11 protein-coding genes, 5 tRNA genes and 2 other RNA genes are annotated in these 13,405 nt (G+C 54.2%); 4 read left to right on the top strand and 14 right to left on the bottom strand.

All coding sequences use genetic code 11. The features are described from left to right. The first annotated feature begins 247 nt into the window (after positions 1 to 247). The 4 genes from hemC to hemY all read left to right on the top strand — a co-directional run bounded on the left by hemC (position 248) and on the right by hemY (position 4,352). Entirely contained in the window at positions 248 to 1,189 is a 942-nt protein-coding gene (gene hemC, locus EPIR_RS01130; RefSeq protein WP_023653444.1) for a hydroxymethylbilane synthase, read from the top strand. Next, positions 1,186 to 1,923 carry a uroporphyrinogen-III synthase gene (gene hemD / locus EPIR_RS01125; protein ID WP_023653443.1) on the top strand — a complete coding sequence of 246 codons (738 nt, stop codon included), beginning with the start codon at positions 1,186 to 1,188 and terminating at the stop codon, positions 1,921 to 1,923. Before hemC ends, hemD begins: the two co-directional genes overlap by 4 nt. A 96-nt stretch (positions 1,924 to 2,019) precedes the next feature. Beyond that, positions 2,020 to 3,159 (top strand): uroporphyrinogen-III C-methyltransferase, encoded by a 1,140-nt coding sequence (hemX, locus tag EPIR_RS01120; protein WP_023653442.1) that lies wholly within the window; start codon positions 2,020 to 2,022, stop codon positions 3,157 to 3,159. A gap of 2 nt (positions 3,160 to 3,161) precedes the next feature. Beyond that, positions 3,162 to 4,352 (top strand): protoheme IX biogenesis protein HemY, encoded by a 1,191-nt coding sequence (hemY, locus tag EPIR_RS01115; RefSeq protein ID WP_023653441.1) that lies wholly within the window; start codon positions 3,162 to 3,164, stop codon positions 4,350 to 4,352. 854 nt (positions 4,353 to 5,206) lie between these two features. On the opposite strand, the gene EPIR_RS17910 is transcribed toward hemY, so the two are convergent. From EPIR_RS17910 to rfbA, 14 genes are all read right to left on the bottom strand, one after another. Then, a non-coding RNA gene (locus EPIR_RS17910) (RtT sRNA) lies at positions 5,207 to 5,332 on the bottom strand. A 31-nt stretch (positions 5,333 to 5,363) separates the two neighbouring features. Beyond that, a tRNA-Pro gene (locus EPIR_RS01110) sits at positions 5,364 to 5,440 on the bottom strand. Positions 5,441 to 5,529: 89 nt separating this feature from the next. Next, positions 5,530 to 5,655, bottom strand: a non-coding RNA gene (locus tag EPIR_RS17905) — RtT sRNA. 30 nt (positions 5,656 to 5,685) lie between these two features. Then, positions 5,686 to 5,762: transfer RNA gene (locus EPIR_RS01105), tRNA-Pro, on the bottom strand. 28 nt (positions 5,763 to 5,790) lie between these two features. After that, a tRNA-Leu gene (locus EPIR_RS01100) sits at positions 5,791 to 5,877 on the bottom strand. A 13-nt stretch (positions 5,878 to 5,890) separates the two neighbouring features. After that, a tRNA-His gene (locus EPIR_RS01095) sits at positions 5,891 to 5,966 on the bottom strand. A gap of 75 nt (positions 5,967 to 6,041) precedes the next feature. After that, a tRNA-Arg gene (locus EPIR_RS01090) sits at positions 6,042 to 6,118 on the bottom strand. Positions 6,119 to 6,296: 178 nt separating this feature from the next. After that, complete coding sequence (gene wecG, locus EPIR_RS01085) at positions 6,297 to 7,037, bottom strand: lipopolysaccharide N-acetylmannosaminouronosyltransferase (protein WP_023653439.1); 741 nt, start codon at positions 7,035 to 7,037, stop codon at positions 6,297 to 6,299. Continuing rightward, positions 7,034 to 8,386, bottom strand: coding sequence for an ECA oligosaccharide polymerase (gene wzyE / locus EPIR_RS01080; RefSeq protein ID WP_023653438.1), 1,353 nt, complete (start codon positions 8,384 to 8,386; stop codon positions 7,034 to 7,036). Before wzyE ends, wecG begins: the two co-directional genes overlap by 4 nt. After that, the gene (locus EPIR_RS01075) at positions 8,383 to 9,459 is read right to left on the bottom strand and encodes a TDP-N-acetylfucosamine:lipid II N-acetylfucosaminyltransferase (RefSeq protein WP_023653437.1); all 1,077 of its coding nucleotides are present in this window, start codon (positions 9,457 to 9,459) and stop codon (positions 8,383 to 8,385) included. The genes wzyE and EPIR_RS01075 overlap by 4 nt, the downstream gene beginning before the upstream one ends. After that, positions 9,456 to 10,706, bottom strand: a complete 1,251-nt coding sequence (wzxE, locus tag EPIR_RS01070) for a lipid III flippase WzxE (RefSeq protein WP_023653436.1) — start codon at positions 10,704 to 10,706, stop codon at positions 9,456 to 9,458. Before wzxE ends, EPIR_RS01075 begins: the two co-directional genes overlap by 4 nt. Position 10,707: 1 nt before the next feature. Then, entirely contained in the window at positions 10,708 to 11,838 is a 1,131-nt protein-coding gene (gene rffA / locus EPIR_RS01065) for a dTDP-4-amino-4,6-dideoxygalactose transaminase (protein ID WP_023653435.1), read from the bottom strand. Beyond that, positions 11,838 to 12,536 (bottom strand): dTDP-4-amino-4,6-dideoxy-D-galactose acyltransferase, encoded by a 699-nt coding sequence (rffC, locus tag EPIR_RS01060; protein WP_048696644.1) that lies wholly within the window; start codon positions 12,534 to 12,536, stop codon positions 11,838 to 11,840. Before rffC ends, rffA begins: the two co-directional genes overlap by 1 nt. Next, positions 12,514 to 13,395, bottom strand: coding sequence for a glucose-1-phosphate thymidylyltransferase RfbA (gene rfbA / locus EPIR_RS01055; protein ID WP_023653433.1), 882 nt, complete (start codon positions 13,393 to 13,395; stop codon positions 12,514 to 12,516). Before rfbA ends, rffC begins: the two co-directional genes overlap by 23 nt. Positions 13,396 to 13,405 lie beyond the last annotated feature (10 nt).

Genomic DNA, 13,405 nt, shown 5'->3' with positions numbered 1-13,405 from the left:
ACAAGGGTATAAAAAAGTTCTGTTTCCGCAATCTGCCGTTTGCTTTAAAAATAAGGGTTCAGATTATGGCTGGAAACGTGACCAACCTGACACCCGTCAGATTGACCATAAAGAAATTTACGCTACCTGCTAGTCTAGCACATTTTACTTTCAAACCACCGCAATACCATCCTTCACCGCCGTTTAACTGACAGCCTTCCCGGTTCAATGATAGGATAATCAGTGAACGATCAAAACGGTATCAAGCATGTCAGACAAAATTTTAAGAATTGCCACCAGGAGAAGTCCTCTTGCTTTATGGCAGGCGGAGTACGTACAACGGCGCTTAATCGCCTGTCATCCGGGGCTGCGCGTGGAGCTATTACCAATGGTGACGCGTGGAGATGTGATCCTCGACACCCCGCTGGCGAAGGTGGGCGGTAAGGGATTATTCGTGAAAGAGCTTGAGCAGGCGATGCTGTCAGGCCGCGCCGATATTGCCGTGCACTCAATGAAAGATGTGCCGGTTGCCTTCCCGCCAGGGCTGGGATTAGTGGCTATCTGTGAGCGCGAAGACCCCCATGATGCGTTTGTTTCACCTCATTACGCATCGGTGGACTCACTGCCACAGGGTGCGATTGTCGGTACATCCAGCCTGCGCCGTCAATGCCAGCTCAGCGCCCGTCGCCCGGACCTGGTGATCCGCTCACTGCGGGGTAACGTCGGTACCCGTCTCGGTAAACTGGATGCGGGTGAATACGATGCCATTATTCTGGCCGTTGCCGGATTGAAACGACTGGGCCTGGGCGATCGTATCCGCCAGGTGATGCCCGCTGAAGAGTCGCTGCCTGCGGTTGGCCAGGGCGCGGTCGGTATTGAATGTCGTCTTGACGATACGCACACGATCGGTTTGCTCGCGGCGTTAAATCATGATGACACCGCCTGCCGGGTAAGCGCCGAGCGGGCGATGAATACCCGACTGGAAGGCGGTTGCCAGGTGCCCATTGGCAGTTATGCACTGCTGGAAGGCGACCAACTTTGGCTACGCGGGCTGGTTGGCTCACCGGACGGTAACGAGATGGTACGCGGCGAACGCCGCGGCCCGCGAGCAGATGCCGAAAAAATGGGCATCTCACTGGCTGAAGAACTATTGGACAATGGCGCACACGATATTCTCGCTGCCGTCTATCAGGGGAACTCACCGGCATGAGCATTTTGGTCACCCGCCCGTCACCGGCCGCAGATGAGCTGGTTAGCCGTCTGCGTTTGCGCGGGCGAGTGGCCTGGTCGTTCCCACTGATAGAATTCACCCCGGGTACTCAGCTGGATATTTTGCCCGATCGCCTAAAGTCACTGAAAGCAGGAGACTTGGTTTTCATTCTGTCACAGCAGGTCATTCACTATGCTCAAGCCACATTTAACCGTGTAGATTCCACATGGCCTGCCAGCCTGGACTATTATGCAATAGGACGTAGTACCGCACTGGCGTTTCATGCCGCCAGTGGGCATCAAATTTCCTGGCCACACGAGCAGGATACCAGTGAAATACTGATCCAACTGCCCGATTTGCAAGCCGTAGCGGGCAAACGCGCGTTGATTCTGCGCGGCAACGGTGGGCGTGAATTACTCGCGGAAACACTGCTTAGCCGGGGCGCTCAAATAGAATTTATTGAGTGTTATCAACGTTGTCAAAAGTACTATCACGGCGCAGAAGAGGGCCGTCGCTGGCGCAACCAGGGGGTTGATACGATCGTGGTGACCAGCGGTGAAATGTTGCAACAGCTCTACTCGCTATTCACCGATGTCGATCGGGATGAATGGCTATTACACTGTCGGCTAGTGGTCGTCAGTGAGCGTTTGGCCACCCTGGCGAGAAAACTCGGGTGGGCGAACATTGATGTCGCCGACGGTGCGGATAATGATGCACTATTGTGTGCGATATAATTATATCCTTAAAGACTTCGCGTGACAGGAAGGCAGTCATTACGCCTGCAATGCGAAAGATTAAGGCTTTATCACTTAAAAATGGGATGAGCCATTATGACGGAACACAAAGATTCCTCCGCCATGGTTGAAGAGACCACCCCAGCGGTTGAAACCTCCGCTTCTGAACCACAGCCGCCGTCGCAAGCTGGACGTAGCGGAAAGGTGCTCGGCGCAGTCGCTATCGCTATTGCTCTGGCGGTAGGCGCGGGTCTCTATATGTATGGAAAACATCAGGCGCAACTTCAGGCCGTCACCAATCAAACACTGGCAGCACAGCTCTCTGAGCTGCAACAGCAATCCGCGAACGATAAACAATCGTTGGTTGATAAGCTGACAGTGCAAACCAGCGCGCTGGATACGTCACGACAGCAGCAGACCGCCCTGAACCAGCAGCTGGACGAGCTGAAACAAAAAGTCGCCACTATTTCAGGCAGTGATGCCCAAACCTGGATGTTGTCCCAGGCAGACTATCTGGTCAAAATGGCCGGACGCAAACTTTGGAACGACCGCGATGTCACCAGCGCTGCCGCCCTGCTGAAAAGTGCCGATGCCAGCCTGGCGGATATGAATGATCCCAGCCTTATCGGCGCACGCCGTGCGCTTGCCCAGGATATCAGCACGCTTTCCGCTCTTAGCCAGGTGGATTATGACGGCGTCATTCTCAAGCTGAATCAGCTGTCTAACAGCATCGATAATCTGCGTCTTGCCGATAACAACAGCGATGACGAGCCGATGGATGCCGACAGCGGTGCGCTCTCTTCCTCACTGCGTGAATGGCGTCAGAATCTGGTGAAAAGCTGGCATAACTTTATGGATGATTTCATCACCGTTCGCCGCCGTGATGCCACCGCTGAACCCCTGCTGGCACCGAATCAGGATGTTTATCTGCGCGAGAATATCCGTTCACGTCTGCTGATTGCGGCTCAGGCAGTTCCTCGTCATCAGGACGAAATCTATAAACAGTCGATCGACACCGTTTCCGCATGGATACGTGCCTGGTACGATACCAGCGACGCGAATACCAAGGCTTATCTTAGCCAGTTAGATAGTTTGAGCGAGCAGAGTATCTCAATGGATGTGCCGGAAACATTACTCAGCCAGCCCGTTATCGATAAACTGACGCAGACTCGCGTGCGCAATCTCCTTGCACAACCTTCCGCTACAGCGGTTCCGCAGCCGAAACAGGGAGAATAATCATGTTAAAAGTTCTGCTGTTATTTCTGCTGTTGATTGCCGGTGTCGTCGTAGGGCCGATGATAGCCGGGCACCAGGGTTATGTGCTGATTCAGACCGATAACTGGAATATTGAAACCAGTGTCACAGGTCTGGTTATCATCCTGTTGCTGTCCCTGGTTGTTATTCTGGCCATTGAGTGGCTGCTGCGCCGGGTATTTCGTACCGGTGCCCGTACCCGTGGCTGGTTTACCGGCCGCAAAAGGCGTCGTGCACACAAGCAGACTAATGCCGCGCTGATAAAGCTCGCGGAAGGCGATTACAAGCAGGTTGAAAAGCTGCTGTCACATCATGCCGACCATGCCGAACAGCCAATGGTCAACTACCTGCTGGCCGCTGAAGCAGCGCAGCAGCGCGGTGACGAGAAGCGCGCCAACCAGCACATGGAACGCGCCAGCGAACTCAATGATGGCGACCCACTGCCGGTTGAGATCACCCGTGTGCGTATTCAGCTGGCACGTAATGAAGATCATGCGGCACGTCATGGTATCGACCGCCTGTTGGAAATCGCGCCGCGCCATCCTGAAGTGTTGCGTCTGGCGGAACAGGCTTACATACGCACTCAGGCTTGGGGTGCGCTGCTGAACATTCTGCCCGCTATGGAGAAAATTCAGTTAGGCGATGCAAATCATCGTATCGAGCTGCAACAACAGTCCTGGCTTGGCCTGATGAATCAGGCAATGGCCGATCAGGGCAGCGATGGTCTGAAACGCTGGTGGCAAAATCAAAGTCGCAAAACTCGCCATGAAACCGCGCTACAGGTGGCGATGGCTGACCATCTTATCGTCTGTGACGATCACGATACCGCGCAGAAAATTGTGCTGGAAGGTCTGAAACGTCACTATGATGAGCGTCTGGTGCTGCTGATGCCCCGTCTGAAAACCGGTAATCCGGAACAGCTGGAAAAAACGTTACGCCAACAGATCAAGCAACACGGCGCCACACCGCTGCTACACAGTACGCTGGGCCAGCTGCTGATGAAACACGGCGAGTGGGAGCAGGCAAGCGAAGCGTTCAGGGCCGCACTGCAACAGCGCCCGGACGCCTTCGACTATGCGTGGCTGGCCGATACGCTTGACCGTCAGCATAAGACGGAAGAGGCCGCAACCATGCGTCGCGACGGCCTGCTGTTGACACTAAAAAACAATCCCTGAATCATCCAGGATTTCATCATGCCGGGCACACAGCCCGGCTTTTTTATGCCCGCAAATGTACAAGCCAACGATAAGGTAGCGATAAACAGACAGGAAAAAAAAACCTGCCGATCGGCAGGTATAAATATCAGGTCGGTAAGACAACCGATTGGTACCCGACTCAACGTGGTGCCCGAGATCCAATAAGGCCGGAGCGATATTGGCTGTTGGGCAACAGGTACCATAAAGTGGCTCTGCGTCATTCCCAGGTTTATGAAGCTTACGCAAACATAGGAGGTGGAATGAGCATCTACGCAGTCATTCTTGCACACTGCATGCCAAAATGGCAACGGCACCGTAAAAACTTATACTCTTCTGATTTTTAAGATTATTTCTTTCAAATGCTCACTACTGACTAAATTGACTGAAGCCAGCAGAGAACGGAGCGGTGGCGTAAACGTCGCCAGTGAAAGACAAATCGCGAATGATTAAATCAATCACTTATAAAACAGGGGATTATACGTCTTCGAACAGCGACAATTCGTGCCAACGGCTTATTGGTCGCCACCATGACCTATGCCTTGTTCAAATGGAGATTTTGGCGCAAAAACACTTTAAGCAGAGATAAAAAAACCGGCCTTATAAGCCGGTTTTTTCTGTTCCGGGGCGATGGGTAGTCGCTTTCAGGAACAATGCTGCTTGTATCTGTCAACAAGGGGAAAGTCTGGCACTTTTCGTTATAGCATCAACCAAACTTGATTTGTTTGTGACATGATCCCGTGCATATAATCAGCAGGCTCAAACCTCCTTCGGAGGTTCTCATCCTGTTGGCTTCAGGCGAAAAAAAACCTGCTTTTTCAAGCAGGTTTCTAAATTGGTCGGCGAGAGAGGATTACGGCTCGTTGAGCCGCCCTTCGGGCCGTTGCTAAAGCAACGTTGTCTCGCTTCGCTCGGCTCAAACCTCCTTCGGAGGTTCTCATCCTGTTGGCTTCAGGCGAAAAAAAACCTGCTTTTTCAAGCAGGTTTCTAAATTGGTCGGCGAGAGAGGATTCGAACCTCCGACCCACTGGTCCCAAACCAGTTGCGCTACCAAGCTGCGCTACTCGCCGAATACTTCTTTATTGCCACTACTTTTCTTTTTATTCGCCAAAACCCTTAGGGTTTAAGCAAAAAACCCGCCTTAGCAGGTTTTTAAAATTGGTCGGCGAGAGAGGATTACGGCTCGTTGAGCCGCCCTGCGGGCCGTTGCTAAAGCAACGTTGTCTCACTTCGCTCGGCTCAAACCTCCTTCGGAGGTTCTCATCCTGCAACCTTGTGGTGCACACAACCTGCTTTACAAGCAGATTGTTAAAATTGGTCGGCGAGAGAGGATTCGAACCTCCGACCCACTGGTCCCAAACCAGTTGCGCTACCAAGCTGCGCTACTCGCCGAAAACTGCATTTACTGCTGACGATTTTGTGGTGCGAAGAGAGGGACTTGAACCCTCACGTCCGTTAAGACACTAACACCTGAAGCTAGCGCGTCTACCAATTCCGCCACCTTCGCATACTACAAAATCTGGGGTGGCTAATGGGACTCGAACCCACGACAACTGGAATCACAATCCAGGGCTCTACCAACTGAGCTATAGCCACCACTACTACCAGAACAACCTTACTTCTTACTAACGCGGTAAGTGTTACCACCGCAGCTCTTGCGCACAAAATTAATGGCGCGCCCGACAGGATTCGAACCTGAGACCTCTGCCTCCGGAGGGCAGCGCTCTATCCAGCTGAGCTACGGGCGCGTAGCGCCGTTGCGGATGTGCATACTACGGGCGAGAGCCCTACCTGTCCAGTGCTTTTTTCACAAAAAAACGCGTTTGCTTACGCTTTGTGCATTCCGTCTAAAGTCGCAGCGTTTTTTGTGCTTTTTGCTGCGAAAACAGCGCTTATACGCCGTGGAGTGAACAAATACACCGCCGGTCAAAGGTCTCCACGCCAGTGATAGTTGAGGTATTTCAGTAGACCAAGCTGACGTTTGAGGCGTGAAGGCTGCAAAATCAGGCGATAAAGCCATTCCAGCCCCATCTTTTGCCAAATCCTGGGCGCACGCTTCACCTGCCCGGTGAACACATCGTAGGTTCCCCCCACCCCCATATATAGCGCATCAGGATAAACGGCCTTACAAGCCTGCATCAGCATCTCCTGACGCGGAGACCCCATAGCAACAGTAATAAGCCGCGCACCGCTGGCCTTGATGCGCGCAAACAGCGCCTCACGTTCGTCCGGCGTGAAAAAGCCATCCTGTGAACCGACAATATTGACATTCCACTGCGTACTGAGCTTATCTGCCGTCTTGGCGAGGATCTCAGGCCGACCTCCCACCAGAAACACCGGCGTGCCTTCATGTCCGGCGCGCTCCATCAGAGCCTCCCACAAATCGGCACCGGCAATACGCGATACCTTGGCCTGCGGATACTTTTTACGGATGGAACGCACGATGCTGATGCCGTCGGCATATTTGTACTCTGCCTCATTCAGCAGTTGATAAACCGCAGGATTGGCTTCAGCGGTCAACACTTTCTCCGCATTGATGGCCACCAGCGTGCCTTTTTTCAACTCTCCCTGCTGATTGAGGTAATCCACAAACTGCGCCATATCGGCAAAGCCTGACAGGGTTAGACCACGTATCTGATACTGCGGCACGATGGCAGAGGCACTCATGATTCATTCCCTACAAAGCAGTGTTTAAGACTGGGCCGAGAGCGCACCAGTCCGGCACTGTCGAGCAACCAATAAAGCAGTTTAGCCACCAGCACACAGGCAGCAAAAATAACGCAGAAAAAGACCACGCGAGAAGCAAACGCATCTAAACCCTCACGCGCCAGCACAATCATATTAAAGACCGCGCCGAAGCAAAAACTTTGCAGGATAGCCGCTTTATAGCGGTTCTGTTCCTGACGACCTTTTTCATACAGCCAGTCGAACCATTTGATAATCAGTCCCACCATGACGGCTCCCAGCATAATAAACAGCGCGCCGCCCATGACCACTAACGAACCGATCAGCGTGGGAGAGATAGCCAGGCCAGAATGGTTATCCAGCACATCCCAGGTAAAGTAATTAGCACTATTGAGAACCACAGAAGGTCTTCCATGCCATAGCCAGCTTGGGATAAACACATAGAAATCACGCCAGATCGGTGCCAGGCCCTGGAAATCAATCTTGTCGTAGTTTTGCAGCAGCAGGCCCAGGTTTTCCCACGGCGAGAAGGTATCCCGCGTCAGATAGAGGAAGGTGTAAAATGCCTGCGAACCGCTAACGTCAAGGTTATAGCGCTTCAGCGCCAGCCAGAACATGGCGACAATCGCCCCGACGCCGGCTAAAGCCAGCATCCAGAGTGTTATCCAGCCACGAATAATGCCAATAAACAAAAACAGAGCGAAGGCGATAATAATATTGGCGCGCGTACCGCCGACGATGGCATAGGTTAACAGGCCAAACCCCACGGTGCCGACCAGGAACAGCAGCCAGCTGCGCATATTCTGCTGGAGAAAATAGACCACCAGCATGGCCGGAATGAAGAAATAGAAAAAGCGTTTCAGCGCCACGCCGGAGACGTCAGCCGAGAAGATTTGACTGTATTTTTGCAGCTTAAACAGTAGGAAGCCATTGTGCAGGAAGAACACACTCACGGTGACTAAGGCCACCAGCGCCATGATCATCCAGCTCAGGTGCGCCTCAATGCGATTAATGGTAAATGCCGGACGAGACGGAGCGCGATGGCGTTTTCGCAGACGGGTTTTGTAGGTGACGTAGTAGATAGCGTAAAAACAGCCTGCCGAAAGCAGCGCCTGCAACAGATACTCCGCCGGAACCACCTCGACATCAAAGCCAAAGACCAACGTGCACGTCAGTGGAAAGCCGAAGAAGAACGTCAGCAAGAACAGCATCGAAAAGAACACGTTAAAGTTAAAGCGTACACGACGGAATTCACGCCAGGTCAGCGTAAGGATAAAGCCGCAGCACACCAGCCAGACCAGCAGCAAGCCAGCGAACTGTAATAACGTCATGCGTTATCTCCTTCTACCAGATGCAATGCCTGCCGCCAGCCCGCCAGATAGCTCGGTTCGAAAAAGGCGACCTGTTTTTTATCGACCTGCTGCATCTGGCGCCGGGCCTCATTTATCGTTGCCGTATCCAGTCGGTCACTATTAAACAGCACCGGCACCTGTTGTTCGACCAAATCCTGCCAGAAAGGATTTTTGCGACTGAGTACAAAAGGCACATTCGCCTGCATCAGCAGGCAGAGCGTGCCAATGCCCTGCTGACGTTGAAAAATAAAGTAGCCCAGATGGCAACGGCTGAGCAGCTGTAAGTAATCACTGAATGCCAGCTTTTCCGTCAGTAGCTGCACGTCTCCTGGCGCAAACAAATCGTCAGCGGTTTCACGCACGCGCTGGATGTAGGTTTCATTATTGGGTGGGTATCCCAACGGCACGACCACCTTAACCCCCGCGCCAAACTGCTGATGAATTTCCTGCAGGGCCTGAATATGGCGATTGCTGGCATCTCCCGAATTCCCGAGCAGAATGGTCAATGGTCCATCCGGCTGCCCGCTGGCCGCGACATGCTGTGCCAGGCGGGTAGGAAAATAGAGCAGCGATGCCGGGATCTGCGAGTTGCGCTGGTGAAAATGGTTAATATCGCCGCGCGTGGCGAACACATGCGCCACGCGTTTTTGCGCCAGCCGCCGCATCAGGTAAAACAGCTGAAATTTCAGCCCTGCCGCATCTTCATACAGATCGGCTCCCCAGATATGCCAGTAAACCTGGTTGCGCCGGAGTTTGCCAGACAGGAGAGCAAGCCACAGACGCAAATTGAACTGGCCGTGACAAAAGAAGCGCAGCTTGCGCTGCTGGCGTGCGGCGTCAATCACGGCGCTGGCCAGTGCCGATTTATCGGCAAAGACGCGGATATTCAGCCGGGGAAACTGATTTATCTGTTCTGACTGCCCACTGACCAGCCAAAACTGACGCGCCGCCGCCGTGGGCACCTCGTCGTATAAGGTCTGGCTGAAGAAATTCAGCACCGTCTGGTTATGGTGCGGAATATCTGAGCCTAAAAGGTGAATTACTGTGGTCATACTCTTCTACGATAAATAATAAAAACGCCAGCACAGAGTGCAAAATAAGCGATATAGGTCGCCATGTAGGCCTGAGCCGCCCCTGTTGCGCCATGCAGCGGGATCAGCCAACGGGAAAATCCGCTAAGCAGTACAAACTGGCTCACTTCCGTCAGGAGATAAAAACGCAGTGAGGCTTTGGCGATCACCAGATAACCAAACACGTAACAGCCCACTTTGAGCACATCGCCAATTAGCTGCCAGACAAACAGATCGCGCATGGCGTGAAACTCGCTGGAGAACAGCAGCCAGATGGCAAAATCGCGTAGCAGCCAGACGGCAAAGGCCACAGCCGCCACTAGCGGTAACACGAAGCGCAGAGCCTTAACGATTTCGCGCGTCAGATCCGCCTTATGCTGTAGGCGCGCCAGAGTGGGCAGCAGCCAGACGCTGAAAGACGCGGTAATAAATTGCAACCAGGCATCCGAGATACTGCTGACCCCCTGCCACAGTCCCACCTGCTGCCATCCGGCATGCTGCGCCAGCAGGTTACGCATCATCATCCAGGCCACTGGCAACGTGACGGCGGTGATAAGCGCCATCAAAGTGAACTTCCCCAAGCTGCGAACATACTCCGGCCGCCAGCGGGGTAACAGATAGTTCATGGGCAGGCGGTCGCGCCGCGCCAGCAAAACAAAAGCAGGCACCACCACCAGCGCAGGCACCATCGCCAGTCCAACCAGCGCACCGCTGTAGCCCCCCAGCCAGTAGCAGACAAACCATGCGGCAACGCCGATCAGGCTGCCGACAATCAGGGCAATCGCGTTGCCGGCGGCATCGCGAAAGCCCTTCATCAGCGCCAGCGCCAGATTGGCCCAGGCGATCCCCATTTGCAGAAACGCAACGATGCGGATCACCTGCTGATATTGGTCGTTGCCGAACAGCGCCCGGCTGATTGGCGCAGCAAACATTAAAAAGACCAGCCCCATCAGGACCGAGAACCCCAGCACCATTGACGACGCGGTACCGACAACCGCACGCAGCTGCGCGGGCTGCTGCTGATACTGCGCCACGTATTTAGTGACGCCGTTGAAAATACCCGCCCCGGCCAGTACTCCCAGCACGGTAATCAACTGACGGAAATTTCCCGCCTGCCCGACGCCGGCCGGTCCGTAAGAGACCGCCAGCATCTTCACCACCAGCAGTCCGGCGACAATTTTTACCAGCGTGGAAGCCGCCGTCCACATTGATGCTCTCGCCAGTGACATATCAGGAGAAATAGCTTAATAAAGAGCCGATCACCGTTTTCTGATCGCTGTCGGAGAGATTATAAAAGAGCGGCAGACGCAGCAGCCGATCGCTCTCCTGCTGCGTATAGCGATCCTCACCGCTGAAGCGACCAAAACGCTGTCCGGCAGGAGAACTGTGCAGCGGAATATAGTGAAACACGGCAAGGATTTCCGCTTCTTTCAGCCAGGCAATCAGCGCGCTGCGATCGCAGCCATCGCGCAGTTTCAGCCAGAACATATGTGCATTGTGCTCGCAATCAGCAGGTAGGGTGGGAAGCGTGATACGCCCTCGTGCGGCAATGGGTTGCAGTGCATCATGGTAATTTTGCCACAGGCGCAGCCTCTGCTGGTTTACCGCTTCCGCCATGTCCAACTGCGCCCAGAGATAAGCCGCCTGCAAATCGGCCATCAGGTAGCTGGAGCCGATATCGCGCCAGGTGTACTTATCCACCTGCCCACGGAAAAACTGGCTGCGGTTAGTGCCTTTCTCGCGGATGATCTCAGCTCGCTCAACCAGCGTAACCTCATTGACAAGCGTCGCCCCCCCTTCCCCACCGGCGGTATAGTTTTTCGTTTCATGGAAACTGAAGCAGCCAATGTGACCAATAGTTCCCAGAGCACGACCTTTATAGGTCGACATCACACCCTGTGCAGCATCCTCAACTACCCATAACCGATACTTTTCCGCCAGCGCCATAATGGTGTCCATCTCGCAGGCCACGCCAGCATAATGCACCGGGACAATCGCTTTGGTTTTTTCTGTGATGGCCGCTTCAATCAGCTTTTCATCTATGTTCATCGTGTCTGGGCGTACGTCGACAAACACGATGATGGCACCACGCAGGACAAACGCATTGGCGGTAGAGACGAAGGTATAGCTCGGCATAATCACTTCATCACCGGGCTGGATATCCAGCAGGATCGCCGCCATTTCCAGCGAAGCGGTACAGGATGGGGTCAGCAACACTTTATGGCTGCCAAAACGCTGCTCCATCCACTGCTGGCAGCGGTGGGTAAAACCACCGTCACCGCACAGCTTCCCGCTGCTTATGGCTGACTGCATGTATTCTATTTCAGTGCCCACCACGGGTGGGGCGTTAAACGGAATCATCATATTTCCCTGTATAGCCAATAGGCGGTACGTTCAATGACGCCCCCGCAGCGCAGATAGAGGCGCAGCGCGGACAGGTTACCCAACTGTGTCGCAACGTGAAGTCGTGTGAGACGACGGGCCCGGCACCAGTCATTGGCGGCATTCATTAGCCGCTGCCCGATGCCTAGCCCCTGAGACTCTGGCAACACGGCCAGCAGTCCAATACGCCCCGTGCCGTCAGGTAATTCTCGCAACGAGACAAAACCCTGCATTGCGCCCTTTTCATCCACCGCCAACAGACACTGGTGGTCAAAGGTGCCGCGCACGGCATTCTCTATCCACTGCGCGTAAAAGCGCCCACTGTCGCCGACAGCAAACCACGGGGAACGAAAGCGGCTGTAGGTGAAGAGTTCTGCCGCCGCATGGCGCAGCTGCGGGATATGCTCAACGCGAGCGATTCGGATACCGGCCGGGCGCTCAACCGCAGCAATGCCCAACACGCAGTCTGCTTCCCCTTCCACCAGGCGAAAACCCAGCGCGCTCAACGCGTCCAGTTCAGCACTCTGCTGCGCCATTACTTTAACCTGCACCAGATCCCAGTCATTCAGCCGTGCCGCATCCAGCACGCTATCGCCTTTCAGCTCTAGCAGTGCACAGCGGCGACCAAAAAAGGCGCTTTCCCACTCAAGGGGCTTAATACTGGCGTGGACGGACATGCAGCAAGTCAGATAAGTACTGGCCGTAGCCGGTTTTCGCCAACGCGGCCGCAGAGCGGCGCACCTCATCATCCGACAGCCAGCCGTTGCGCCAGCCGATCTCTTCCAAACAGGCAATCTTGAATCCCTGACGTTTTTCTACCGTCTGCACAAAGGTGCTGGCTTCAATCAGGCTGTCATGCGTCCCGGTATCCAGCCAGGCAAAACCTCGCCCCAGCAGCTGCACGTTCAGCTCACCGCAGTCCAAGTACATCTGATTAATGGAGGTAATTTCTAATTCACCCCGCGCTGACGGACGCACCCGTTTGGCAAACTCAACCACACGATTGTCATAGAAATAGAGGCCCGTCACCGCCCAGCGCGACTTCGGCTGGCTGGGTTTTTCTTCCAGCGACAGAGCGCGGAAGTTTTCGTCAAACTCCACCACGCCAAAACGTTCCGGGTCCATCACCTGATAGCCGAACACGGTCGCACCCGCAGGATTTTCCACCGCCTGCTTCAGCTTGGGGCTAAACCCCTGGCCGAAGAAGATATTATCGCCCAGTACCAGACAACAGCTATCGCCGCCGATAAACGCCTCACCGAGGATAAATGCCTGCGCCAGACCATCAGGGGTCGCCTGCTCGGCATAGCTAAGTCGAATACCGAACTCCCGCCCCGTACCGAGTAACCGCTGATAGTGCGGTTTATCTTCCGGCGTGGTGATAATTAAAATGTCACGGATACCCGCCAGCATCAGCACCGACAGCGGGTAATAGATCATCGGTTTGTCATAAATGGGCAGCAGCTGCTTGGACAGCCCCCGTGTAATCGGGTGCAGGCGCGTACCGGTACCACCGGCAAGAACGATACCTTTCATCCTCTACCTC

Origin of the sequence: Erwinia piriflorinigrans CFBP 5888 (assembly GCF_001050515.1) — a bacterium.
In the GTDB taxonomy this organism is placed as follows: domain Bacteria; phylum Pseudomonadota; class Gammaproteobacteria; order Enterobacterales; family Enterobacteriaceae; genus Erwinia; species Erwinia piriflorinigrans.
Note: the sequence above shows the minus strand (reverse complement) of the source record. Positions and strands in the feature narration are given on the sequence as shown.

Bases quoted from the DNA above. Each gene is read 5' to 3' on its own strand.
- rffC (WP_048696644.1), bottom strand. From the start codon at position 12,536: ATGTCCGTCCACGCCAGTATTAAGCCCCTTGAGTGGGAAAGCGCCTTT.
- hemC (WP_023653444.1), top strand. From the start codon at position 248: ATGTCAGACAAAATTTTAAGAATTGCCACCAGGAGAAGTCCTCTTGCT.
- hemX (WP_023653442.1), top strand. From the start codon at position 2,020: ATGACGGAACACAAAGATTCCTCCGCCATGGTTGAAGAGACCACCCCA.
- rffA (WP_023653435.1), bottom strand. From the start codon at position 11,838: ATGATTCCGTTTAACGCCCCACCCGTGGTGGGCACTGAAATAGAATAC.
- rfbA (WP_023653433.1), bottom strand. From the start codon at position 13,395: ATGAAAGGTATCGTTCTTGCCGGTGGTACCGGTACGCGCCTGCACCCG.
- hemY (WP_023653441.1), top strand. From the start codon at position 3,162: ATGTTAAAAGTTCTGCTGTTATTTCTGCTGTTGATTGCCGGTGTCGTC.
- wzxE (WP_023653436.1), bottom strand. From the start codon at position 10,706: ATGTCACTGGCGAGAGCATCAATGTGGACGGCGGCTTCCACGCTGGTA.
- wecG (WP_023653439.1), bottom strand. From the start codon at position 7,037: ATGAGTGCCTCTGCCATCGTGCCGCAGTATCAGATACGTGGTCTAACC.
- hemD (WP_023653443.1), top strand. From the start codon at position 1,186: ATGAGCATTTTGGTCACCCGCCCGTCACCGGCCGCAGATGAGCTGGTT.
- wzyE (WP_023653438.1), bottom strand. From the start codon at position 8,386: ATGACGTTATTACAGTTCGCTGGCTTGCTGCTGGTCTGGCTGGTGTGC.
- EPIR_RS01075 (WP_023653437.1), bottom strand. From the start codon at position 9,459: ATGACCACAGTAATTCACCTTTTAGGCTCAGATATTCCGCACCATAAC.